Consider the following 25,932-nt stretch of genomic DNA (forward strand, 5'->3'; position numbering starts at 1 on the left):
ACATCATCCCCCTCCCTGCCGGAAGCAACGAACGCGCCCTCTCCATGGCCGAACAAGGCAGGCAGGCAGGCTACTGGCTCACCGCCATCCGCTACCCCACCGTACCGCAGGGCACCGCGCGCATCCGCCTCTCCCTCACCGCCGCCCTCACCGAACAGGACATCCGAACCTTCTGCAGCACATGCAACAACATTGGCTGAACCGCAGCAACAGCGGCAAACTCATCATCTACGCCCTCGGCTGGGCCAGTACACCCGATGCCGTCGCACACATCCATACACCGGACTACGACATCCTCTGCCTCTACGACTACCGCAGCATCTCCCCCCTCACACCCGAAGACTTCTCCGGCTACAGCCACATCACCCTCTTCGCCTGGTCCTTCGGAGTCTGGGTCTCCGAACGCATCGCCTCCGGCCTCCCGCTGGCCCGAGCCATCGCCCTCAACGGCACCCCCCTCCCCGTCAGCGACGAATACGGCATGCGCCTCCGCGTCGTCCTCCGCACCATGCAGGGCCTCAAACGCGTCGGCATGGCACCCTTCAACGAAAAAACATACGGAGGACTCGAAAACATGCCCGCCCTCCAATACCCCGACCGCAGCATCGACGAAAAAATCGACGAACTCAACTACCTCGCCGAACAGGCCAAAGCCGACTCCACCCCTATCATCCCGTGGGACAAAGCCTACATCGCCGACCAAGACGAAATCTTTCCCCCTGCCAAAATGGAAGCCTACTGGCACAGCCGCGGCCTCGGCACCCCCTTCCATGCCTACCACTACCCCTTTGCTGACCCCGCCATCGTCCTGAACGAACTGCCGGAATGAACATCGACAAACAACTCGTCAGCCAACGCTTCGGCCGCAACCTCGCCACCTACCACGAACAGGCCGTCGTCCAGCGAGACATAGCGGACACCCTCGCTTCATCGCTCCTCGCCGCCAGTCCCGCCCTGCACATCCGCCGTGCCATGGAAATAGGCATCGGCACCGGCTTCCTCACCCGCCACCTCCTCGCCGCCTGCCCCGAAGCCGAATGGCACCTCAACGACATCACCCCGGAAGCCTTCCGATGGATCGACGAACTCGGCCACCCAGGTGCCATCCACTACCACCCCGGCGACGCTGAAACCATCCCCTACCCGGAAAGCCTCGACCTCATCGCCTCGGCCTCCGCCGTCCAGTGGTTCGACGACATCCCCGCCTTCCTGGCGAAAGCACACGCCGCCCTCGTTCCCGGCGGCATCCTCGCAGTCAGCACCTTCGGACCTGAAAACTTCGTGGAAATTCGCCACATCCTCAACCGGGGTCTCGAATACCCCACACTCGAAACCCTCCGGCAATGGGCCTCACAAACCGGTTACCGCATCCTCCACGCCCACGGCTGGACCCGCCGCCTCACCCTCGGCACCCCGCTCGATGTCCTCCGCCACATCAAAAAAACAGGCGTCAACGGCACCCGGTCCGAAACATGGAACCGCCGCACCCTTGCCGACTTCCACACCAACTACAACACCCGCTACGCCGACCCGGAAGGCAACATCCCCCTCAGCTACCACCCCATCGTCCTGATCCTGCAAAAATGATCTGCAACCATTTCGGACTACGGTTTGCTACACTTTTTTAACCCAGTTCGGACTTTTTAGACTTATTTTAAGCCATAATTACCTTTAATCTGGGCCAAACCAAAAACACGTCAACCTATTTATTTTCAATATTTTTGAGTGGTAGGGGCGCAGGGGTTCGAACCCTGGACCAAAGGATTATGAGTCCTCTGCTCTAACCGCTGAGCTACACCCCCTCAAATGAAGAAGATACAGGACGATATAACAGGATGGCCTTTTCAGCAAGTTTGAAATTAGTCATGTGGATTGCTTTTCAACTTTTCAGCCTGCAGGCCTGTCCTGAGGCATTTTGATGAGAGCATGTATCATTCTTTCCGAAACGTGATTCCTCCGAACAAACAGATTGCTTGCCGTATGAGTACGGAGGCCACTTGCCCGTCAGTTGCGATATTCTGCCTGCTTTCACCAACATCAAGCAAGTTCTCCCTCAGTCAAACCGGATCATGGATCCAGGCCATGCCGTATGTAGTTTATCTTCAAGCAAATCTCGGTACGTTCGATAATCCTCCGGATTGCGTATGCCCACCACGCTGCCACCCTGATCGAGCTTTCGGCAGATATGGCTTTCAATCCTCCCATCTTCATGTTGGATCAACCGATTGAGTAAATCGACCAGCCCATCGAATCGCAAATGGTCATACTGTGATATGACGAGGATGACCGGTATCCCCATGCCCAGGCACGGTAGAGCGCAATGAATGCGCGACGTAATCACAAGTGCGGCCTGCCTGTATGTTTCCAGCAATTGTTCGGCCGCCTGAAAACGTTCATCCTGACTCGTTTCCAGAGTTGTCAACTGGGTACAGATATCGACATCACGCAGGTTGTAGATGTGCCCCCACTCTTCACGCAGGCAGCGCGCAATAGGCGTATCGGCGGCTATGTCGAAATCGCAGCACAAGACGCGACCGTTCCCGCCTGCCCACTGCCTGCTTCTCCCCAGTGTCAAGGTCATGCATCCCGAGAAGTAAGCTTTGATACCGTGTTCCAGAAGGATTTTCTGCGTCGACAGATCCCGACACCCGACAGGTTCGTTTCTTTTCAGATAGCCGAGCATGGAGGGCGTCAACTTGCAGGGATTATTCACATGGTATGCAATAAACAGAGGATTAATGCAGGCAGACAATTCATGCACGCCCGGACATACCCACCACCAACCGTTCATGATCATGTTGACCGGAAGTCCCGCATAGTAGGCGATTTCATCGCGTGGAATGTATGTATCGATTCGCGAAAGATACTGGCGGGCAGCCAAAGACTGGATATAGTCCCCCAGATTGACACAATCACAATCGTAATAATCTTCACCGGTATAGTTGTACGACATTAGAGCCCATCCTTCTCTCTGTTCTCTGGCGCGTTCCGGATACGCGATCTGTTTGTAAAGGAGATTGATTTCCGCGCGAAACTTTCCGGCTTCACTCTGCATGCGCTCCTGTTCTTCGCAGATTGTTGCATGCTGCCGTCCAATTTCCCGTTCCTGTTTCTCTGCACGCGTCCCGACTTCCGACAACTGAATATCAATCAGTCGACTATGTTCACTCGCCACCTTCTGATCCTCTTCCAAGAGGTTAATTCTGCCCAGCAGTTTTTCCTCTCGTTCCTCGGCGGATGCCTGCAAGGCATCCATCCGGTTCTGCATCTCAGCCAATCGATCGTTGATGCCGTTCCAATCCGCTATCAATCGTTTTTTCCGGATGAGCCGAAACCGGAAGCCCATGACGCGGACGATTTTCATCCAGCCATCGTACCGCATAGAATATATTCTTTCGAGCCAATTCCGTTTCCCATTCTTCCGATCTTTTGTTGTGCATACTTTGCCGTTCCGGGCGGCGGATATTCCGAAAATATCCGCCACCGTTGATTCCCATTTCCGATCATATTCTCCGTTTCGGATTTGCTGCACGATTCCCAGTTCCCGCATTCCGTCGCGGCGCAAACGCTGCCGTACTTCGCTGCGTGCAGGTTCATCCAGTGTTTTGAGATTCCAAGAGGCGAATTCGATGACCCAATCGGTGTAGCTGGCTGCATAAAGCGGCCAACGTTCCGACCTCTCCAGTGCTTCCCGGAGAAGAATCAGGCAATCATAAAAGCAGAATGGAGCTTTGTTGCGCGAGTTCGACAAGGAATTGCCGACATCAATTCTCTGGGTAACCAGAATATCGTCCAGCCAACAAATACGCTCCGCCTTGAAGAGAGCCGTGAATACGAAATACATGTCTTCGCTGTTGCGCAAGGGGGGAAAGGCTATCCCTTCCCTTCTGATCCATTCCGTCCGGAACACCTTATCCCACGCCCATCCCATGCATATCTGGAAGAGGGATGCAGCGGCATCTTCAGGAGCAAACGGTTGGCAATCCGGCAGGAGATGCGATTTTAACGTCCAAGAAGCCGCCGTCTTGCGCCCTGTTCTCTCGCTGTACTGCCGCGTCCTGAAGATGCACAGATCGGAAGCGGTACGCTTGGCCTGTTCACATGCGCGGCGAAGCATATCGGGATGGAATATATCGTCGGCATCAAGGAAAGAAAGATAATCACCCCGTGCTTTGCCCATGCCTGCATTGCGAGCCGCGCCTGCACCTGCATTTTCCTGCCGGATGATTTGAATGCGGGCATCCCGTGCGGCATATTCTTCCAGAATCGCCAAAGATTTGTCCGTCGATCCGTCGTCGACACAGATGACTTCCAGATTGACCAGAGTCTGTGCCAAAACGGAATCCAGGCAAGGGCGCAGAAAACGGTCTGCATTGTACACGGCAATAATGACCGAAACATCGGGATTCAAGGAAGAATGCATGACAACGGCAAATAAATGTTCAAACGGATCGGGAAGATTGTTTGGAAGCCAACCGTCCTTTGAAAACACGAATTCCAAAGATGCGAATACGCACCCTACCGTCTTTTTTTATCCGGGAATAACAGGCCGAACACAAACGGAGCGCGATTCTGCGAAAGAAAGAATCGCACAATTTCGACAGGATCTCTTTTTCTTCCATCGTCAGAATTCCAGCCGTCCTTCCTCCCTGCCGCCAATCCTCCTGCACGGCACCGCGCATGCGGCACCGTATTTCCTTGTGCAAATGGGCAGGAGCCAATGCAAGATCCCAAAAGTACATGGACAATTTCCTTTTGCAGAGTATGGCGGACAACACATTCCCCTGCAATCCGGCCTGCGCACAGTATGCGTCCATACATGTGAATTCATCGAAGATGCAATATACCTTGGAGGTGTTTTTGACTGAAGAATTGGCATTCGTCTGCCGATACCAATAAAAAGGACGGTTGCTCACGTAGAACTTCCCGGCAGAAAGATAGGTTTTCAGCACAAACCCGGCATCCTGATAGGAAGCTCCGGGAGTTTCATTACACCGGATGCCGCAGCGACGCAACCATGCCAAATCATACAAGGCCGTCCAAATGGACGGGTTGGTGACATACAAGACGGGCGTTTCGAATGCATCGACCAGGCCATCCCGTTTATCCTGCGTCACGGAACGATAGACCTTCCTTTCCGGCTCCCCATCCCAATAATCATACCAGGCTGATTTCGCCAAGGGTACCTCAAACCGTTTCAACGCGGCATACAGTATCCGGAACATATCCCTGTCAATGAAATCGTCCGGTTCCACAATACAGAGGCATTCTCCGGAAGCCAGATCGATCCCTCGGTTGACGGCTTTGCCATAGCCGCCATTGGGTACATGCACAGGCACGATGCGGGCATCCCGTGCGGCATACTCGTCGATGATGGCCGGGCTGCCATCGGTCGAACCGTCATCCAGGCAAATGACTTCGAGTTCGCTCATACTCTGTCCGAGAATGGAATCCAGACACTGGCGCAGGTAGTTCTGTACATTATAGATCGGTACGACAACGGAAACAATAGCTTTCATGGCAGGCAAGGCATCAGGGGTTGATTTTTCGGCAGCGAATACCAAGCACTTTGTAGCGAACGGTACCGCCGGGAGACACATGGCGCCGAAATAGCCGGGAAACGAACCGTTCCCTCCACCTCGGCTTCCGGCAAAGAGGCAGAAGCCTCTGCACCACCCATTCATCCCCTGCGTCGAAGAGATGAAGGTATTGATGAAATCTGCATGCTTTCAATATCGCCCCCGCCAAAATTTCCGCAGGCTTCCTGTCCGCAGCGCTGGACAGCCCTACCTGCCCGGCCAGAAGAACGAAGAACGGCACGGCATACGTATCGAAGCAACGGCATGAGCGCAAATCTTCCGCAATCAGTGAATATACCTCCACCGCCTCGGTGGAATGCGAACAGCCGCCGTTCCGGACTTCGCTGATAATGCTGCTGGGCCGCCGCCGGTAATGATACCATTCACCTTCCAGAATTACTACAGATCGGCAACGGATCGCATAGGCCCAGAAAAACACGTTGTCCTCGTAGCGGTATCCGTCGGGAAACCGGATCCCGTATTGCTCAATCAGGTCGCGCCGATACAATTTATCCCAGGCACAAACGTCGAGAACACGCATCACCGATGCATCCAGAGGACGAAGCCCGGCCATGGGCCTTGCAAAATAGCGGCAATCGCATTCACGCTCCTTTTCACCGGCAGCCACCTCGTATTCCAGACAAACGCCACAAACGGCCAGATCGGCATCATCCGCTTCCATCGCCTCAACAAGCGATGCATACATGCAGGGCTCGATCCAGTCATCCGAATCGACAAACCCCACATATTTGCCATGCGCCGCCGCCAACCCCGTATTACGGGCAGAAGCGAGCCCTCCATTCACCCTGTCGATCACGCGCACTCTTGGATCCCGCACTGCATAAGCACGCAAAATCTCCCCACAGCCATCCGGAGAACCGTCGTTCACACAGATGATTTCAAGATTCGCATATGTCTGATTCACGATGGAATCCATGCATGCGCGCAAATAGAGCTCTACGCGGTAAACGGGTATAATAACGGAAATCAGAGGTAGTACATTCATGAAAGGACAATAGACGAGAATCTAACCTTCGTTTTGTCCCTGCACCATTACGGTCCAAGGCTGTCCGAACCAGTATAGCGGATTTGGAATCCGTCTTCTTAAAAAAAATCATAAAATACTTGAAAAAAGATCATTATGAGAACAATACTTTTTCATTCACCAAATCGTTCTTTCCATACAAACCGGGAACATTCAAAAATTATTCATTATATTGCAATATATTACACGAAGCAAACACATATGAATCTTGACAGCAGATTCCAAAACAGTTATCGTTTCTAGGAATTCCGAGCAGTTTGCGGCTGCCATGCTATCGTCCTTTGTTCCATGCCTAGCCCCAAGGTTTCTATTATCGTGCCCGTTTTCAATGCAGCTCCCTATCTGCGGGCGTGCCTTGATTCCATCGTCGGGCAAACTTTGAGCGGGAAGGAAATCATCTGCATCGACGACGGTTCCACGGATGCTTCCGGTTCCATTCTGGCAGACTATGCCGCGCGGTTTCCGGAGATCCGGCTCATCACTCAAGCCAACTCCGGCGCAGCCGCAGCGAGAAATGCCGGCCTTTCGCTGGCGCAAGGCGAATACCTGTCCTTTCTTGATGCAGACGACATCTTTGCGCCCGACATGGTCTCCAAAGCCCTGTCTACTGCCCAAGAACACGATGCCGACGTCTGCGTCTTCCGCTCATGCATCCACGACGAACACACGGGAAAACGGCGAGAGCACACCCGAGCCTTTCAACAACAATGGATGCCTGATCGGAATGTTTTTTCAGGCCAGGACGTTTCGGACAAACTCTTCCAGATATTCCAAGGCTGGGCATGGGACAAACTGTTCAAAACTTCATTCATCCGGCAGCAATGCCTCACGTTTCCCCTGTTGCCGAACAGCGAAGACATGCTGTTCGTTTTCGGAGCGCTTGCCCTCGCTTCCCGCATTGCCACTGTTGACGATATCCTCCTGACTCAACGGGGAGGAAACCGCAGCTCCCTTTCACACCGCCGCAGCAAAGCGCCTTTGGCCTTCTATCAAGCACTTCAGGCTCTGCACGATCTGCTGTCAGAACGCGGCATCCGCCACATGTTGCACCAAAGCTTTGCCGACTGGGCCGTCGAATACAGCCTGTGGAACCTGAAAACCGTGGAAGAGGAGGCCAAACAAACGACAATAGAAACCTTGGCAGCCAGTGGCCTTCAAATGCTGGATATCGCTTCCTTCACCTATGGGGAATCCTTTCATAAAAAGCAGTTTGTCAAACTTCGAGCCATGCTTTATCCAAACAGACCGCTCCGCCGTTGCAAATGGTTTCCATGGCGCATCGACCGGCACCAAACTCTGGGACAGATGGATTCTCTCCCCGCAACCGTTTCATCTCATCAGTTTCCGTCCGCATGAACACGCCCAAGCTCTCCATCATCACCGTCTGCTTCAACGAAAAAAACATCGCAGCCACGTGCGAAAGCGTCGTCCGGCAGACATGGCAGAACTTCGAATGGCTCATCATCGACGGAGGGTCCACCGATGGGACACTCGACACGCTGGAGCAATATCGCGAGCGCATGGCCGTCTTCATCTCGGAGAAGGACAAAGGCATCTACAATGCCATGAACAAAGGCATTGCCCGCGCAAAAGGCGAATATGTCATCTTCCTGAATGGCGGAGACTACTTCCTTGACCCCTTTTCTCTGGAACGACTGTTCACCCATGAAGACTGGCAGGAAGACATCGTTTGTTGCGACGCACTCTTTCTCAAGGAAGGCGGAATACCCCTGTTCAAGGAATTCGGCAAGGATTTTCCGTTGAAACCCGAATTTTTCGTCAATGACAGCTTCGCGCACCAAGCCACGATCATCCGGCGAGACCTCTTCACCCGCTACGGCAGCTATAACGAAAACAGGCGCATCGTCAGCGACTGGGAAAAGTGGATCGAATTCATCGTCGTCCACCATGCCTCGTGCCGCCACTTCGACCGCATCCTCTCCATTCATAACTACACGGGCGTCTCGTCCCACGACACTCCGGAGCACCGCAACGAACGGCTCGACGTCCTTCGCCAGTATTACCCGGAGCTTTTCGCACCCGGTGGAGAACTGTCCGGCACACCCGCTACCCGTAAAAAACAGGCGACCACGGTCAGCAAAATCACCTTGTTCAATTTCCTTCCCCTGCTGCGCATCACACAAAGCGCCGACAATCGGAAATGGAAAGTTTACCTGTTCAATGCCATTCCCTTCCTGAAAATCATTCTTCGCAAATAATTTCTCCTTACCCGGCCATGCCCAGCAACGACACACCATGCATCTCCGTCATCGTCCCCGTGTACAACACGGAGGCGTACATCGGCAAATGCCTGGATTCCCTCGTCAGCCAAACCATGAGGGAAATCGAATTCATCCTCGTAGACGATTGCGGGACAGACCGTTCCATGGATATCGCGCACCGGTACGCTGCCGAAGATGCGCGCATCCGCATTCTGGAAGGAACGGAAAATACCGGAGTCGCACAAGCTCGCAACAGAGGCATGGAAACGGCCCGGGGCGAATACACCGCCTTCGTCGACTCCGACGACTGGCTTGCACCGGACTACTTCCGACTCCTGTACGACAAAGCCGTCACTGAACAGGCGGACATGGTCAAAGGTTCCTTCACTGCCGTATGGCCCGATCGTGCCGAACCTTCCCGCATGAACGACGGCATCCGGCAATGCCTGCTCCGGCACTCCTTCCCCGGCATCGCCTACACCTATGCCTTCTGGAACACACTGTTCCGCACGGACATGCTGCGCCGCCACCATATCATCTTCCCCTCTTTGACGCATGGGGAAGACATGGTATTCCTCGTCAATGCCCTGCTCCACGCCAACAAACTCGTTCTGGAAGACGGCGCCGTCTACTACTATAACCAGCATGACGGCTCGACCAGCCGAGCCATCTCATCCCGCTACTATGATTCACTATTCCGGCATTATGAAATGATTGCCGACCTGCTGAAACAGTCCGGCCAGCCCCGGCGCGACATCATCGACTACTGGCAGTTCGCCATCATGCAGCCCTTGCTGACCCATCATCTCCACCTTGCCGATGGAGAGAATACCGACTTCTACACACGCTTCTTCTCTCAAGTAAGGCGACTTTTATTCCGAGGAGGGTATTCGTATGAGCTCTATTACCATTATCCGGATCCGTTCTACCGCCACATCTTCGATCTGGAACCGTCGCAACTCGCATCATTTTATGTGCAACATGATTGCAGACCCGATTTTTCCAACAAAAAGGAATGGACGGTTCGAATATGGGGAATCCCCGTTGCTCGGTTCAAACGGCTCGGCAACCTCACCAAAATACGCATCTTCGGTATTTCCTGTGCAAAAATCCACCATCCTGATATGGATGCAACTTCCAATACTCCATCATGATATTCCCCAAAGTCTCCGTTATCATTCCCATCTACAATGCAGAAAGACATCTCCGGCAATGCTTGGACAGTATTGTCGAACAAACATTGCATAATATTGAAATCATCTGTGTAGACGATGGTTCGACAGATACATCTCTCGATATTTTAAGAGAATATGCAGACAAAGATGACCGTTTCTTCATCATTCGTCAGCAAAATCAATTCGCAGGTATGGCCCGCAACAATGGCATGCAGCATGCCAAAGGTACATATCTGGCCTTCTTCGACGCAGATGATTTTTTTGAACCGGACATGCTGGAAAAGGCCTATGACCAATGCGAACAGGATCAAGCGGATCTCTGCCTGTGGTCAGCCGATTACTACGATACGAACACCGGATTAAGCACACCTTTCGATTATTGCCTCGATCGAGCGCTGATTCCCCCCACCCTGCCATTTTCCGTACAGGACATGCCAGACTGCATCTTCCAGATCAGTGCGCCCACACCGTGGAATAAATTATACCGCAGAAGCATGCTCGAAAAGCATCAATTGCTTTATCCGAGTACAAAACGCAGCGAAGACACTTTCTTTGCCAGCATGGCCATGTACCATGCAAGCAGAATCACAATTGTCGACAAACCATTTGTCCATTACCGGCAAGCCCATGGCGGCAACCAGCAATCGGGAACGGATCTGACACCCCTTGACTGGTACCATGTCATGCTGCAACTCAAAGAGGCATTGCAGAGCAAGGGCGGGTTTGACTTCGTCTATGACAGTTATCTTAAATTACTGATCGGCAACGGACATTATTACATGTTCCTAATGCGTTCGTGGGAAGGATTTCAATCGGTATATGCCAATCTTTCCCGGGAACTTCAGCATGAGCAGACCCGGAGACCAAACCGCGCCTACGCACTTCCCAAATGGTATGCCGACATCTTCCGGCATCTGACTACGACCAGCCAGTCCGAATATCTCCTGCATGAATTGAAACAACAGACCGCAGCCTGCGACGCTCTGAACAATCAAATAGCTCAGCACGTGCAGGCATTGCAAACGCTTAAGCAGGAAAACATAGTTTTACAGACACTATTGAGAAATTCGATACGCCGCCAATATCGAAAATACCGTCTTTTGTCACATTGTACCTTCGGAGCCATGCGCCGAAGGTATCGACGCAAGAAAACAGAACTTAAAGCGAAGCTTGCTTCACAATCGCTTTGAACACACCAATCGCAACTGCTAACAGCATTATGACCCGACACATGAACAACTCAACCGAACACATTCCGGCCAACCTTCCCGATGTAACAATTGTCACTGTCTGCTACAATGCCCTTGCCCATCTGGATGGTTGCATTGCATCTGTCGTCAACCAACGCGATTCAGGCTTACATATTGAGCATCTTGTCATCGACGGTAATTCCACAGATGGCACTCAGGCCTACCTGCAACAGTCTGTAGAACGAGGCCATATCACCTCCTACATCAGCGAACCGGATGACGGCCTCTACGATGCCATGAACAAAGGCATTGCCCTCGCCAAAGGAAAAATCATCGCCTTCCTCAATGCGGATGACGAATTTCTTCCGGGTGCAATCGCTGCCCTATCTGCCCCCATCCTCGAAGGCAATGCCGACTATACCATGGGCACGGCACGCGTTCTGGACAACGGAGAATTCACCGTGCGTCTCTGGCCGGACCCCGACAATGCCTTTATGGGAGCCTTTTGCTGCCATCAGACCCTTTTTTGCAAAACTGACATCATACAAAATCTCGGAGGATTCGAAGGTGAAACCTTCCCCGTCATCGCTGATGGGGACCTCATGGCCAAACTGGCAGCGCATCCGTACAAACCAGCCAGCGTCACCGGGGACCATGTGATTTTCCGTAAAGGAGGATGTTCCACCGATTGTGTTGTCACCGTAGCAGATCAATACGTTCTTCTTACCGAGAAATACTGGCCTTACCTCATGATGAAGGTCATCCAGTATCCGCATATGTACCAGCGCGTCAAATATAATTTACAAGATCAAATTATCAGACTGAAGCAATGCGCCACCCTTCACAGGGGCATAGATACCATTACACTGCGAGGTAAGCTTTTGCGCATGCAGTATGATCTCATGCAATTCGAAAAAACGGAAATATTATCTCGAGAAATACGCCAGCAGCAAACTCGCGGTGCAGAACTGCAACAAAAACGAAATGAGCTCAAAAAAGACTATTTTCGTTATCGTCTCCTTTCCAAAATCTGTTGGGGAAATAAAAGAAACTACTACAAGCAAAAAAAATACGCTGTCAAACAACAACTCAAATGCTGTTTGGCCGAGCAACACAATACCTCACACAACCATTAATCCTCTCCCGGTTTATGATCAAAACCTGCGACTTTCTCTTATCCGCTGGACCGGCTTGTCGTCCAAGCTATCATCTTCGAGAAAGCGGTTACCGCCAATTTTCCTCACCGCTCGACTGGATGATGTCCTATTCTCTTGAAACCTATATCGATGTCTTGAAAAAACAATTCCGTGGATATTTTGACCAGTGGCAAGAAAAGGAAGACTGGGGCGGCTTCTCTCGTTGGATTACCGACATCCCTTCCGGTATGGTTTCGATGCATGAATTTCGACGGGAAGATTCCGTTCAAAATCAACTTGAGACCATGCAGAAAAAAATGCAAAGGCGCACTCAGCGACTTTGCCGACTTCTCCAACAGGCTCGTGCAGTCGGGTGGGTATTGAATCGACCAGCGCTTGAAGATCAGGCACTCATTAAATTTTTTGAATCATTGCGCTTTCTTTATCCACACCTGACTCTGCATATATTGAATATCAACCATGATCCCGATGCATCAACTATCGTATACAGGGACATACTGCTTCATGCCAATGGATCCATCAGAGAACTCCGGGCACGCGATATCCATCCCGAGGGCGATGATTTGACCACGAATGGATGGGCATGGATCGGTAACGCACAGCTCTGGGAAAAAGCCCTGCTGGATAATTTTTCATTGAGAAACCTCCCTGATTCACCTGCCTATGATCGTACACATATACCTCAACTGAAGTATGAAATGCAAAAAAAACGTCTTCTCCGTTACATATCCTTTGGAGAACGGCGACGTATTCTCAAACAAGCAATTGCGGAACTGCGCAATCGTTTGCATCATGCACAAAAAGCGGCTCAACCAATAAAGCCATGATCATATCTTCTACCAAAAAAATCCTTTTTTGCCTGCTCATCTCAGCAGTGATAACTCTGAGCCTCCATTCTCTCTACCGGATTCCATACGTAGATCTTTCAATGGAAGCACGCAGCACGGGAAAAGTGCAATTGGTTGAAATCGCATATCATTCTCCGGACAAACCTGACGCATGGCCGATCATGAAAGCTACATCCGGACAAAATCCCGTGGCAGGAACCTTCACCAAACTCAAATTTCGTATCCCCGTCAAGCGGATAGACGTCATGAATATTTTATTGGGAGACGGCTCCTCTCCCATGGAATTGCGCAATGTCATCCTTGAAAACAAACAGCCATTCGCCGCACATCACGCATGGACTCCCGAACAACCAATTGAGCAGGTATCCGAACAAGATGGCACTTTACAGTTTACCCCGCTCACGGGCGAACAGATGCGCTTTCGGCTTAAACAAGAAAATACCACAGTCAAAGGACAATACCATATCAGATGGTCTTTGGCCTTGGCAATCTGGGGTATTCTTTCACTCATTGCCCTTGCCCCCTTCCGCCTGTGGAAAGAACACACACCGAAACTCGTACCTCTGGCATCCAGACACCAAATATTACCACCACTGCAGGACATACGATCATGGTCAGGCATAATACTTGCACTATGCGCGGCCGCCCTGCTCTATACAACGATTTACCAGATTATTACCCTCTCGTGGTTCGGACATGACGACTACGGTGCAGCACTTGCCGTACACCAGAATTACGACAACAACGGATTCGATCTCTTTACTGCATGGGATTCATATTGCAATAGTTACAAATGTTGGAATTCGCGTATCGGTGAGTTTTTCCTGTTTGCCGTCAACAGTTCCGATAGATTCATCCATCGCATCGTTACACCCTTGTGGATGATTCTCTTGCCCTATATCATCTGTCGTTTGGCCGCAGGGCGAATATCTTTCCGTTCGCCCTATGCTGCACTCAGTTATTTGGGGATTGGCTGTTTACTGATCATCGGTATTTCCCATGATTTTCTGATCAATATATGTGACCAGGCCGCTGCGATCAATTACATCTGGTCGACAGCCATTACTCTCTGGTTCTTCTCATTCTATAGACGTTCGTTTTCCTTCGGAAGCACCATATCTTCCCCATCTTATTGGAATGCAGGCATCTCCTTCTGGTTCTGCCTGTGGGGCATTCTTGCCGGTATGGGCAGCGAGAGTCTCAGTATTACTGGATGCTGTTTCTTGTGCTTATATGTTTTTATACAGTATCGGCGGAGATCCCTCATCCCTCCCATGCTCTATATGGGAGGGATAGGGTTTATCATGGGGACGGCACTTTTACTCTTTGCCCCAGCCTTGAGCGCCCGGGCTTCCGGTACGGGTTCCGTCCCTCTTAATCTGCAACATATGCCATGGAGTGAAAAGCTGTCACATTACCCGGAATTAGTTTCGATATATTGGAAATGCTCGCATATAACATACTATTTAATAATAGCATATATTATCCTATTGATGATCGCCGCCATTGCCAATAAACAAAAACGCATTGCGATTCTCCGGCTGCAGGGTAAAGCTGGACTGTGTATCATCTTCTCCTGGATATGTTTCTCCTCCTATATTGCCGGAGCCATTCCCTACCCCATGTCTATCTTGCCGGCATGCTACCTGCTCATTATTGCAGCGGCCGTATTAATCATCGGATCACATCGGCAACTGGGTACGGCATGGAGTTGCATACCTCTCGCGCTGTTATGTTTCTATACGTTTGCCTATGTCTACGGAGCCATTGATTATGCACGTTTGATCAAACCGTATGAACAACAACGGCAGCATCAAATCGAAGCAGCCATCTCACGAGGGGAACAGGATATTAAACTTGCGTACCCACTGCCTTTCCCTTATAACTATCAACGTGGTCGATTAATTTTCAGTGAATTTTCTCCTGACGGGAAAAATTGGCCCAATACAACGGCGGCACAATACTACCGAGTCCGAAGTATATCCGAAGAACAATATCGGCCGCCGCACCAACAAAAAGATGCTATTCGCCCATAAATGTATCTGTCATGATCTTCTCATTCCGGATATCGGCTATGCCAATATATAGTATCCCGGCCCTTCTCTCATCCTGTACTATTTTTCTCTGAAGTATGATCTCACCAACCATCTCCATCATCATCCCTGTATACAACACGGGCAAATATCTTCGCACCTGTCTGGATAGCATCGTCAACCAGACGTGGCAACACACGGAAATCATCTGTGTCAATGACGGGTCGACGGATGATAGTGGAGCCATTCTCAAGGAATATGCCCAGCATCACTCCCATATTATCGTCATAGAACAGTCGAACCAAGGACTGAGCGCATCGCGCAACAATGCACTCGACAGAGCAAAAGGGAAATATATCGCCTTTGTCGATTCCGATGACTGGCTGAGATTGGATGCGCTTGAGACACTTGTCCGAAAAGCTGAAACAAGCCATGCAGACATGCTCATGTTTCAAGCCGACTTATACGATGAAAAAACCAGAGAAACGAGGCTTTACGACTATACAAATTATTCGGCCTTATTGCCGCACGATTTTCCGGTCGATCATTTCAATTATCAAACGTTTTCTGATAATTGGCACTTGTTATGGCAACTTCCCGTCATGGTATGTACGGTCTTGTGGAAAAGGGATTTCATCGAACGGTTGCATCTACGGTTTCCCCCTCGCTTATCGTTTGAAGACAATCTGTTCTTCAAAAAAGCTCTCCTTCAGGCCGAAACCATAGCCATTTTGGAACATAGTTTCTATTACTACCGACAAAGAACCGACTCCATCACAAACGACCGCAGTCGTCATTTCAACGATCTATGTACAATTATCGGGTTGGAAGCCGAATTCGTCTTCAAACATCTCCACGATCAGTCGTTGAAGTCGAATTATCTCTATCATGGAGCTCTTGGGCATCTTTACTGGGCCTTTTGGCATACACCGCATCGCGATAAAAAGAATATCTACATCGCATTCAAGGAAACCTATCTTTCTCTGCTTGACCATTGCCCGGAACACCATTTTCAAAACTCCTTGCCTCCTGCCTTCAAAGAGCTTCCAGACATTCTGCGACAGGCAGCAGACTACGAATCGTTTCTTCAATCCTATTCACGCTCTGCAGATGCCATCGCCGAACAGCTCCAACAGCTGGATTCCTTCTATTACAAGCCGAATCCAGGTAATGTTGGCGATGCCTTGATCGCCGTCTCCACACTGGGCCTATTCGAAAAACATGGGCTCCGTTTCCAACCCTACAGTAATTTGGAAGAGGGTATCACGGCGTACGATCTCGTTTATGGAGGAGGTGGAGCCTGCATTCCGGATTGGGGTGCTCTGCCTTGGCTGATCAACTTGTTTACCGATCCTCGCATCCGCCGATGCGTCATTCTGCCTCAGAGTTTCCATGATTGCCTGCCTCTGCTGCATGTACTGGATGAGCGATTTACCGTTTTTTGTCGAGACAAGGAAAGTTTCTTCTACTGCAAAACAAACAACCATAAAACACGGTTCCTTCTGGCGGATGATATGGCTATCTCACTTGATGTTCAGGCGTTTCTCGCACAAAACGTCAAACAACCGACATTCGATGATCTTTGTCTGAAACAGCGGGTCAAAAACGCCCTGTCAACGCTGCCTGACGGCCGAAAAGTTCTTTTATTCATTCGCGAAGACAGAGAAAGTGCCATCGCCAAAACCCAGAGCATCATCAACAGTTATGAGACCCTGGATTTGTCTGCACTGAATAGTGATGAATGCGAAGACTTCAGCAGCAATGCTTCTTTTGTGCAACGCTTCTTGTCAAGTATAGATGAAGCGGACATCGTCCTCACTGATCGACTTCACGGGGCCATCGGTTCTCTGCTGATGAACAAAGAAGTATACATGCTGGACAACAGCTACGGGAAATTGTCCGGTGTATACAGGCATTCTCTCAACCATCAAACCAATGTCCATCTCCTGAATCATCCGAATGAATTCCCTTATTGGGAACAGATGGAAAGAACAAAATATCCATTCGAACAAAGCATTGTACCGATGGATATCATGCAAACATCCGCCACCAGTTATTTGATGGGTGTCCGGTTTATCGCTCCAACCGGCAACTTCAATGTACATGCTGAAATATGCCATGTAGAACAGAAAGAGGATATCGAACTCAATGGCAATCCGTGGATACGCATGCTGATCTTCCATATGATGGCAACCGGAGGAACCTTCCATATCAAAGGAACAGTCAGCCGATCACTACTGGAAAATATGGAGCAGATGATTGAGTACTGGATCGACATTTCTCCCGGCATATTCCATCCCGTCACGATCGTTCCCGATAACATTGAGGAAGACGACTCATGTGCCGTCCAACATCGAAAAGCCATTGTCCATTTTTCGGGAGGATTGGATGCACAATTCGCAGCCTATCGGCATACAAAAGGATTAGCCGGATACAGGAACCTGAATATCCAGGCAGGGCTCATGATTGCGGGCGTTGACATCCCTCTGTCACGCGAAGACTTTCAGCAAGAGTGTTTTGAACAAACTGTGAACGTATTGCACGATCTGGGTATCAGCCAAACACACCTGATCAAAACCAACTTCAGGGATATGCCCGTAAAAGGCATTCCACACGGTATGGAATGGGATACCATTACGCACATTTCTTGTATAACATCATGTGCGTCATTTTTATCTCAAAAATATTCCGACTGCCTTATCGGTGGCTCGTATCCATATCACATTGCCATTTCGGATGCGCACGACCTCATGCGATGGGGTTCCAATCCCATCAGCGCCTCTCTGCTGACTTCCAGAAATTTCCGAATTCAAACCGATGGCCTTCAATATGATAGCACGTCAAAAGCGGCTCTCATTACCCAATGGCAAGCAGGTATACAAGCACTTCGCGTCTGTTGGAAAAACGAAAAAGGCCAAACAAATTGTGGGCACTGTGAGGAGTGTATTCGCACACAGCTCAATTTTCTGGCATGTGGCACCGAATGCCCTAATATGCCGACATTGACGCCGGAGATGCTCGAACAGATACGGCCGGAAATCATTGATCATGCAAGTTTCCATCTTGATATTATCCATGCGGCGAAACAGCGAGGCAAAGGAGGATTGTGGTGGGTTCTGCAGCTTGAGAACATCTTGGCTGAACATGATTTCCGCCAGCAACAAACGCAAAGCATCCGATTCATGCAAGAAAACATGCAGAAGGCTGAAACTTTGTCTGCCTTCAAGAAACTAACCGACACATTCATTGAAACGAATCCTGAGCTTAAGCAGCATCTCATCACAACGTTAAATAAAGATTTACAACAGGAGTCCATCAAAAAGGATATTCTTGAATCGTACTTGACGCAAAACAATTTGTTTATAGAAAAAAAAGCATCGAAACGAATCAAAAAACTCAACAGAATCGTTGGGATTCTTTCCAAATTTATTATCTTTCCGAAGGCACGCCGAAAATTCCGTGATCGTTACCGATTCAAATTCTGACGATGGCGGTAAGAATCAATCTTATCATTCTCGCATGATTGAAATCGGCTACTCACTGATTCCCTGAACTGCATATCTTCATTTCCTCATTTCTTCAGCCGTAAGGATCAGAATTGAAGGGTGACACCATATTGATCAAAGTCTGTCTCATTGATTGAATCCTACTCTTGATACCAAACGCATGAAAGGCTGTCCGAATGAACCGGACAGCCTTTCATATTAATAGCGTTTTTCGCGATCAGGCCTTGAGAGCGGCGCCTTCCTTGGCATCGATAGCTTCCTTGGCGGAGGCAAAGATGGTGTCGAAAGCGGCGGCATCCTGAATGGCGATGTCGGAAAGGACCTTGCGGTCGATTTCGATGTTCGCAGCCTTGAGGCCTTCCATGAAGCGGGAGTAGGTCAATCCGCGATCACGAACGGCAGCCGAAATACGAGCGATCCAGAGGCGGCGGAACTGGCCCTTCCTCCTCTTGCGGTCACGGTATTCATACTGCCATGCTTTATACACAGCATCCTTGGCATAGCGGTAGAGCTTGCTGCGGAATCCGCGGAAGCCCTTGGCGCGAAGAAGGATGCGCTTGCGACGCTGGCGCGAGGCCGGCCCATTTGTTGCACGTGGCATAGTTTATCTCTATTTCTGTCGAACAGACTGTTCTTCCTCACCTCCTTGCAGTCTCGTCTGCTCAGTATCCTCCACGTCGGGAGGAAGGCTGCATGAAGGTCGCTCGTGGTGCGAGCGATAGTCTAGTTGTTGCTGAGGGATTCAGCGGTTTAGGCGAAGGGCAGATTCTGCTTCACAGCCCACACGTCCGTCGAGGCCACGAGTGCGACCTTGCCCAGCTGACGCTTGCGCTTGCTGGACTTTTTCTGGAGGATGTGGCGCTTGCCTTGATGGCGGCGCAGAACCTTGCCCGTACCGGTAACCTTGAATCGCTTGGCAACAGCCTTACGGGTCTTGTTAATACCTGCCTTACGGGTCATGGTGGGAGTACAATACACCAGTTCGTCCCAATAGCAAGAAAAATTTGCAATTTACCCCGTTATTCCCTTGTGAAGGATACTTCGATGCGGGTGAAGCAGACGGGGATTTCCGCCTCGTACACGCCTTTCCCGTCCGCCCGGATGTCGCGGGGCTGTCCGTCGACGGTGAAGACGATGTTCCTCGCTCCGGCGGGGAGGCAGTGGATGCGCAGCATCAGCACGGGCAGCGAGAAGGCCTTGTGGCCCTGGTCGGTGCGCACGAGCGTGAAATAGTCCCTGCCCCCGATGTAGTTGAAGGTCATGTAGCGGTACAGCCCTTCGAGGTAGCCGTAGCCGTCCCCCTCATCCGAGAAGCAGGAGCTGGAGTGTTCGTAGTTGGGTGCCCACCAGATGTCGAGCATGCAAGGCGGGTTACGAAGTTCACCCATGTATTGCTGGACGGGCCATCGCGGAATGACGGCCCCACCCCGCACGAAGACGGGGAGGCGGGATAGCGGAGCTTCCACCCATGTTTCCTTGAGGGAGCGGGGGGCAAGTTCATCCGTCCAGTAGGAGTACCAGCGACCGTCCGGTATGTAGATGAAGCGGCCCGTTTCTCCGGGATGGTGGACGGGAACGATGTACAGATCGTCCCCGAGGAAAAATTCGGAGCTGCGCCAGAAGGTGTCCGGGTTTTCTTCGCACTGAAGGGCCAAAGGCCGGATGACCGGGATACCCTGCGTGGAGTATTTGTAGAACTGGGTATAGATGTAGGGCATCAGCCGGTAACGTTCCTCGATGGCATGGCGCACATAACCCAGTATTTCCTCGCCGAAGAGCCAGGGCTCCTGCCCGCCGAACTCGCCCGAAGAGTGGTTGCGAAAGAAGCCGTGGAAAGCGGCCATCTGCATCCAGCGGCAGAAGAGTTCCGGCGTCGGGTGCTTGAGGAAGCCGCCCGCATCGCTTCCGCAGAAGGAGACGCCGGACGCTGCCAGCCGCTGGCACTGGAGGTTCGCCATCTTGAGGTTGTCCCAATCGGCTTCACAGTCTCCCGTCCATGTGGCCGCATAGCGTTGCATGCCCGCGTAGCCGGAGCGGGAGAGGACGAAGGGGCGGCGATCGGGGGCGAACTGCGCCATGCCTTCCCGCGTGGCCCGCGCCATGCAGTGGCCGTACACGTTGTGCGCCTTCAGGTGGGAGCAGGAGTAGCCGTCGTAATCGTGCCGCGTATCGTCCGGGAATGTTTTGTCGGGAAACATGACGGGCTCGTTCATGTCCGTCCAGATGCCCCGCACTCCGTATTCCGCGATCTGCCTTTTGAAGAGGTGCGCCCACCAGGCGCGCGTGCGGGGCGCCGTATAGTCCGGGAAGTTGCACAGCCCCGGCCACACGCTGCCTTCAAGCAGGGCGCCATCGTGCCGGCGGCAGAAGACGTTGCGCTCGAATCCTGACCGCCACACATAATTGTCCGGGTTGATTTTGATGCCCGGGTTCACGATCGTCACCACCTTGATCCCCTGCTCTTCGAGCCGACTGATCATGCCGGGGGGATCGGGGAATTTCGTCCGGTCCCACGTCAGATCCTGGTACTGGTTCATGTGGTGGATGTCGAGATGCACGCAGTCGCAGGGGATGCGCTGCTCGCGCAGCTTGGCTACCAGTGCGTTCACAACCTCTTCCGAACCGTAGCTCCATTTCGACTGGTGGTAGCCCAGCGCCCAGCGCGGAGGCAGAGGAGGCAGGCCCGTGAGGCAGGTGTAAAGCCGCACGGTATCCACCGCCGACTTGCCGCAGACGAAGTAATAGTCCATCACCCCGCCGTCCGCGCCGAAGATGAGCCTTTCCGGATTCGCCACGCCGATGTCGAAGTAGCTCCGCATCGTATTGTCGAAGAAAATGCCGTACTGCACGCCGCGGTTCAGCCCCATATAGAACGGTATGTTCTTATAAAGGGGGTCGGAACCTTCCTTGAAGGCATAGTAGTCCGCACCCCACATTTCAAACCTCCTGCCCCGGAGATTCAGCGCCCAAGGCTTGTCCCCGAGTCCGAAGACGTGTTCGCCTTCAGGCAGATGCTTGCTGACCCAGACTTTTTCCTCGCCGTTCCACTCGATTTTCCGGTGGCCCATGCCTTCGGCATCGCGGTTCAGCACCGTATTGGTGCGGCGATGGATGAATTCCAGCCCCGCATCGGCCCGGCGGATGCGCACGATCAGACGCGGCGTCCGTACTTCAAGGGCATACGCCGTCTCCTCCTCGGCCAATTCCGGATAATCCGGCTCGTATTCCGGATCCACTCCGTAGCTCGGAATGTTTTCAAACACGGCGCCGGATACATACCGAAGCCGCACAATCCCCTTGTCCAGAAAGTAGATGCGGAGGTTGTTCGTCGGCAAAGCCAGCTCCAGTGTGTGCGGATCCACCCACTCGGCACGGGACCATGCTGTGAACGTCTCACTCATGGGAGGCTTGCGGCAACCGTCATCCTAGCCCGGAGGCCATTGCAGGCTGCGCCCGCCGAGAATGTGGATATGCAGATGGGGCACCGCTTCTCCGGCAGCCGGACCGTTGTTCATCACCACGCGGAATCCTTCTTCGTCCAGCCCTTCCTGCCGGGCGATCCTGCCCACGCAAAGCATTAGGTGGCCCAGCAAGCCGGCATCCTCCTCCTCCGCCTTTTCGATGCGGGGAATGGGCTTGCGGGGCACGAGCAGAAGATGGGACGGAGCCTGCGGCTGAATATCGCGGAAACAGACGCAACGGTCGTCGGAATAGACGATCGTCGCGGGAATCTCCCCGTCAGCGATCTTCTGAAAAAGTGTCTTTTCCATATCGCCCGCTAAGATAGCAAAAATGCGCGGCAGTGTCCACAATAATTCCGGTGCCGGAAGCTCCAATCCCACGAAAGAAAAACCCGCCTCCCCCGGAAGGAAAGCGGGAAACATTCAGAAAGAACAGGTGGCGCATCAACCGCGAGCGGCCGAAGCGCGGCGCAGCCTGTCCATGATGGCGCAACCGAGCCCGGTTTCCGCCACCTTCTCGGCCACGATCACCTGCACATCCTCGTCCTCGTCCATCTGCCGCATCACGGCAAACAGACGCACGGCAGCCTCCGCCAGCCTTCCGCTGCCGGGACTCAGGGAAATCGTATTCGCCCAGCATTCCTGCATGGACAGAGGAGAATCGCCCTGATAGCTGATCAGGCCGTAGGCTACACCTTCTTCCGGAGTGAACTCCTCCTTGGCATCCCAGAGCAGCAGCGGCTTCGTGGGCGCGTAATGGCTGGGAAGCTGGCCGGGAGCATTCGGCGCGGCTTCGGCTTCCTCCCCTTCGCCTGCCCGCGGCTTGCGGGGTTTCGCGATGCGAACCACCTTGCGGATGCGGTCGCGCACCAGCGGGCCCTCGCGCAGCAGTTCGACGGCGGGTTTGCCCTTCTCATCCAGCATCGGGCGCAGAATCGTGCTTTCCAAACCTTCGGAACAGGCTCCGGCATCCAATATCCACGGAATCCGGCCACCCAATTCCTTCAGCACGGCTCCTGCGGAAGTCGGGCTGATATGGCCGAATCTGTTCGCACTCGGCGCGGCCACGGGACGGCCCAAAGCCTTGCAGACGCCGCGCATCACCGGATGGGCGCTCACCCGCACGGCAACGGTCGGCAAGCCGCTCGTCGCAATATCGGGCACCACATCCTTCTTCGGCAGCACCAGAGTCATCGGCCCCGGCCAGAATTCCTGGGCGAGCTTTTCCACCGTCTCCTTGAGTTCTTCCGGCACCGTGCATACTTCATCCAGCTGCCGGGCATTCGCCAGATGCAGAATCAGGGGGTCGAAGGAAGGCCTCTCCTTGGCGGCGAACACCTGCGCCACCGCATCGCAATTGTAGGCGTCGGCACCGAGGCCGTACACCGTCTCCGTCGGCAGCGCGACGAGTTCCCCTTCCGCCAGCACGGCGGCGGCCTGCTGGTACACCTTGCGTCCGTCCTCCAACGGATCCACTTCGATCACTTGAGTTTCCATCTCTGCACGGAGCCTACCCGAAAAACAGCACAAGGTCAATCCCGCAGACAAAGGCGGCACATCTAATTCCACATGAACCCTGCATGCAGCAGAAGAAATTGACAAAACACAGATTTCACCGATTTCCCGGATTTTCGGCAAAATTCCAACTTATTCTCCCAATAATATTGGGCTGCATGATCAAGCAAACCGAACGGTTCGCTATTCCGTTTCCCGTCTTGTCCGGGCATTTTTGAATAAAAAAACGGCTTTGCATGGCGGCAAATTTCTCCTATACTGCATCACAGCCCATCCTTGCCCATGTCCCCCCTCTGCACCCGAACGATGCAAACGGCCACCGCCGCCTTCATTGCGGCTTTCTTCCTGTTCACCGTCTTCGGCAATCCCGAAGGAGCGCTGCAATACAACCACCTGATGGAAGGCCTGATGATTGTCCTGCTCTCCGGCGGCATCACCCTGATGGGCTTGCTGTGCCGGCTTGCCTTCCTGCATGTGCACGGCCTGTGGATCCCGATACTCATCCTTGAGGTGGGCTTGATATCCGGGGGCTGGTGGATATTCAGCCTGATCGGCATGCCGAATCACGACCCTTTCTCCTTCCTTAATGAAGACCCTTTCTGGGAGTACCTTCTGATTGCGTCATGGCTGTCGCTGCCTGCCGGCATCATCCTGTACGCCCTGATCAAGTACATACCGTTGAAATACGGCATCGTTCAGGGCACCACACTCCAGCGGTACTGCCGGCCTGCCTATCTGGCGCTGCACTTCGGCCTTCTTGCACTGTTTCCGGTTGTCCTGTTCTACAGGCCGTCAGAGGAGGCGCTGGACAGGCAGGCGGAAAGCACCTACAGGGAACGGCGGATTCTTGCCGACAGCAACGCCCGCCTGATCCGCATGCACAAAACATCGCCGCACCCCCATATCCGCGAATACATCTACATCCATCAGGATGCGGACAATTCGAACAGACGATCCGAATGGAGCATCCAAATATCCGACAAGGGAGCCATTCTCCACTGACTGCCGATCGCCCTGCGGCATACACCCGCATTTTCGCAGTGACAAAACGCCGGGCTTCGTGCATAGTAGCAGCCTTCAACCCGCATCTGCGATTCCATCCATGCAACATCCTCCCTATCTCGACAAGCGCGACTTTTCCGGCGGCGATTCGACCTGGACCTTCACCGTCCCCAAAAGCACAGGCATTCCCCTTCTCGATGCAGCCCTGTACGACATCTCCAACCGCCATTCCAACGGCCACAATCCGGAAATTCTGCTACAGCTGCTTTCCACTTCCATTCAAGCCGCCTCATCGGATATTTCCGAGCACGATCTTGAGGTCATGAACCGCACGCTGGCGGAAATGTTCCACGCGAACCAGGCCTTCACACCCTACCGCCACATCCGCAAAATCTCCATCTTCGGTTCCGCCCGCATCAAGGCAGGCGAACCCTCCTACATCGTCGCCCGCGATTTCTCCAAACTGGCGACCGAACACGGCTACATGACCATCACGGGCGGCGGCCCCGGCATCATGCAGGCATGCAACGAAGGCGCGGGAGCGGACAACTCCTTCGGCCTGAACATCACCCTGCCCTTCGAGCAGGAAGCCAATCCGGTCATGCAGGGCAATCCCCGGTTGATCAACTTCTACTATTTCTACATCCGCAAGCTCAACTTCGTTTCCGAAAGCGACGCCCTCGTCGCCTTCCCGGGCGGATTCGGCACGATGGACGAAATCTTCGAAACGATCACCCTGATCCAGACGGGCAAAGCCACCATCTACCCCGTCGTGCTGCTCGATGCTCCCGGCAAAACTTTCTGGAAACAGTGGATATCCTTCATCAGAACGGAACTCGTCGATTCCCACCTCATCTCCCCGGAAGACCTCAGTTTCCTCTTCGTTACCCAGAATCCTCAGGAAGCCATCGAACACATCGACCGCTTCTACCACATCTTCCACTCGTACCGTTTCGTCGGGGATATGATCTCCATCCGCCTCACATCCTCGCTTTCGACGGAAGCGATCGCCAAACTTCAGCACGACTTCGCCGACCTCGTGAAGGACGGCTGCATCGTCCAGCGCGGCCCGCTCGCCGAGGAAAACGATGAACCGCTGATCGCCGACCTGCCCCGCCTCGTCTTCCACCTGAAACGCGGCAACTACGGCAGGCTCCGCCAGTTCATCGACGCCATCAACGACGCGGAGTAACCGCGAA

The 25,932-nt window shown here is 52.7% G+C and carries 20 protein-coding genes, 1 tRNA gene and 1 pseudogene; 13 read left to right on the plus strand and 9 right to left on the minus strand.

Translation table 11 applies throughout. From position 1 onward, the window contains the following. From AC781_RS14035 to bioC, 3 genes and pseudogenes are all read left to right on the plus strand, one after another. Positions 1–200 (plus strand): annotated as a pseudogene (locus tag AC781_RS14035) (aminotransferase class I/II-fold pyridoxal phosphate-dependent enzyme); the annotation flags it as partial. Beyond that, positions 182–829: a pimeloyl-ACP methyl esterase BioG family protein gene (locus AC781_RS07340; RefSeq protein WP_067775878.1), complete on the plus strand. Its 648-nt coding sequence runs from the start codon at positions 182–184 to the stop codon at positions 827–829. The pseudogene AC781_RS14035 and the gene AC781_RS07340, both read left to right, overlap by 19 nt. Further along, on the plus strand, positions 826–1,587 hold the full coding sequence (bioC, locus tag AC781_RS07345; protein ID WP_067775882.1) for a malonyl-ACP O-methyltransferase BioC: 762 nt from the start codon (positions 826–828) through the stop codon (positions 1,585–1,587). Before AC781_RS07340 ends, bioC begins: the two co-directional genes overlap by 4 nt. Before the next feature lie 139 nt (positions 1,588–1,726). On the opposite strand, the gene AC781_RS07350 is transcribed toward bioC, so the two are convergent. The 4 genes from AC781_RS07350 to AC781_RS07365 form a co-directional block, all read right to left on the minus strand. Beyond that, positions 1,727–1,802, minus strand: a tRNA-Ile gene (locus AC781_RS07350). Positions 1,803–2,053: 251 nt separating this feature from the next. Then, complete coding sequence (locus AC781_RS07355; protein WP_141675813.1) at positions 2,054–4,492, minus strand: glycosyltransferase; 2,439 nt, start codon at positions 4,490–4,492, stop codon at positions 2,054–2,056. Further along, the gene (locus tag AC781_RS07360) at positions 4,443–5,519 is read right to left on the minus strand and encodes a glycosyltransferase family 2 protein (RefSeq protein ID WP_067775888.1); all 1,077 of its coding nucleotides are present in this window, start codon (positions 5,517–5,519) and stop codon (positions 4,443–4,445) included. The genes AC781_RS07355 and AC781_RS07360 overlap by 50 nt, the downstream gene beginning before the upstream one ends. 13 nt (positions 5,520–5,532) lie before the next feature. Further along, complete coding sequence (locus AC781_RS07365) at positions 5,533–6,585, minus strand: glycosyltransferase family 2 protein (RefSeq protein ID WP_067775890.1); 1,053 nt, start codon at positions 6,583–6,585, stop codon at positions 5,533–5,535. Between the two features lie 327 nt (positions 6,586–6,912). On the opposite strand from AC781_RS07365, the gene AC781_RS07370 reads away from it, so the two are divergent. The 8 genes from AC781_RS07370 to AC781_RS07405 all read left to right on the plus strand — a co-directional run bounded on the left by AC781_RS07370 (position 6,913) and on the right by AC781_RS07405 (position 18,734). Further along, entirely contained in the window at positions 6,913–7,980 is a 1,068-nt protein-coding gene (locus AC781_RS07370) for a glycosyltransferase family 2 protein (protein WP_083076746.1), read from the plus strand. Beyond that, a complete protein-coding gene (locus AC781_RS07375; RefSeq protein WP_067775896.1) occupies positions 7,977–8,843 on the plus strand; it encodes a glycosyltransferase family 2 protein in 867 nt (288 codons plus the stop codon). Before AC781_RS07370 ends, AC781_RS07375 begins: the two co-directional genes overlap by 4 nt. Positions 8,844–8,860: 17 nt before the next feature. Then, positions 8,861–10,000, plus strand: a complete 1,140-nt coding sequence (locus AC781_RS07380; RefSeq protein WP_067775898.1) for a glycosyltransferase — start codon at positions 8,861–8,863, stop codon at positions 9,998–10,000. Next, positions 9,997–11,211 (plus strand): glycosyltransferase family 2 protein, encoded by a 1,215-nt coding sequence (locus AC781_RS07385; protein WP_067775900.1) that lies wholly within the window; start codon positions 9,997–9,999, stop codon positions 11,209–11,211. The genes AC781_RS07380 and AC781_RS07385 overlap by 4 nt, the downstream gene beginning before the upstream one ends. Positions 11,212–11,252: 41 nt before the next feature. Next, positions 11,253–12,347 (plus strand): glycosyltransferase family 2 protein, encoded by a 1,095-nt coding sequence (locus tag AC781_RS07390; RefSeq protein ID WP_067775903.1) that lies wholly within the window; start codon positions 11,253–11,255, stop codon positions 12,345–12,347. A gap of 14 nt (positions 12,348–12,361) precedes the next feature. Continuing rightward, the gene (locus AC781_RS07395; RefSeq protein WP_172801823.1) at positions 12,362–13,195 is read left to right on the plus strand and encodes a DUF1796 family putative cysteine peptidase; all 834 of its coding nucleotides are present in this window, start codon (positions 12,362–12,364) and stop codon (positions 13,193–13,195) included. Beyond that, positions 13,192–15,252, plus strand: coding sequence for a DUF6056 family protein (locus AC781_RS07400; protein ID WP_067775909.1), 2,061 nt, complete (start codon positions 13,192–13,194; stop codon positions 15,250–15,252). Before AC781_RS07395 ends, AC781_RS07400 begins: the two co-directional genes overlap by 4 nt. Positions 15,253–15,347: 95 nt before the next feature. Beyond that, positions 15,348–18,734, plus strand: a complete 3,387-nt coding sequence (locus AC781_RS07405; RefSeq protein ID WP_067775912.1) for a glycosyltransferase — start codon at positions 15,348–15,350, stop codon at positions 18,732–18,734. A 238-nt stretch (positions 18,735–18,972) separates the two neighbouring features. Here the strand turns inward: AC781_RS07405 and rplT are convergent, their stop codons facing one another. From rplT to AC781_RS07430, 5 genes are all read right to left on the minus strand, one after another. Continuing rightward, complete coding sequence (rplT, locus tag AC781_RS07410; RefSeq protein ID WP_067775917.1) at positions 18,973–19,356, minus strand: 50S ribosomal protein L20; 384 nt, start codon at positions 19,354–19,356, stop codon at positions 18,973–18,975. A 149-nt stretch (positions 19,357–19,505) separates the two neighbouring features. Beyond that, entirely contained in the window at positions 19,506–19,715 is a 210-nt protein-coding gene (rpmI, locus tag AC781_RS07415; protein WP_067775920.1) for a 50S ribosomal protein L35, read from the minus strand. A 59-nt stretch (positions 19,716–19,774) separates the two neighbouring features. Then, entirely contained in the window at positions 19,775–22,156 is a 2,382-nt protein-coding gene (locus AC781_RS07420; protein WP_067775923.1) for a glycoside hydrolase family 31 protein, read from the minus strand. Between the two features lie 24 nt (positions 22,157–22,180). Then, positions 22,181–22,525: a histidine triad nucleotide-binding protein gene (locus AC781_RS07425; RefSeq protein ID WP_067775926.1), complete on the minus strand. Its 345-nt coding sequence runs from the start codon at positions 22,523–22,525 to the stop codon at positions 22,181–22,183. A gap of 135 nt (positions 22,526–22,660) precedes the next feature. Then, entirely contained in the window at positions 22,661–23,713 is a 1,053-nt protein-coding gene (locus tag AC781_RS07430; RefSeq protein ID WP_067775929.1) for an L-threonylcarbamoyladenylate synthase, read from the minus strand. Positions 23,714–24,013: 300 nt separating this feature from the next. On the opposite strand from AC781_RS07430, the gene AC781_RS07435 reads away from it, so the two are divergent. After that, entirely contained in the window at positions 24,014–24,733 is a 720-nt protein-coding gene (locus AC781_RS07435; protein WP_067775934.1) for a hypothetical protein, read from the plus strand. 100 nt (positions 24,734–24,833) lie between these two features. Then, complete coding sequence (locus tag AC781_RS07440) at positions 24,834–25,925, plus strand: LOG family protein (RefSeq protein WP_067775937.1); 1,092 nt, start codon at positions 24,834–24,836, stop codon at positions 25,923–25,925. Positions 25,926–25,932 lie beyond the last annotated feature (7 nt).

Origin of the sequence: Neoakkermansia glycaniphila, assembly GCF_001683795.1 — a bacterium.
GTDB lineage: Bacteria > Verrucomicrobiota > Verrucomicrobiia > Verrucomicrobiales > Akkermansiaceae > Akkermansia > Akkermansia glycaniphila.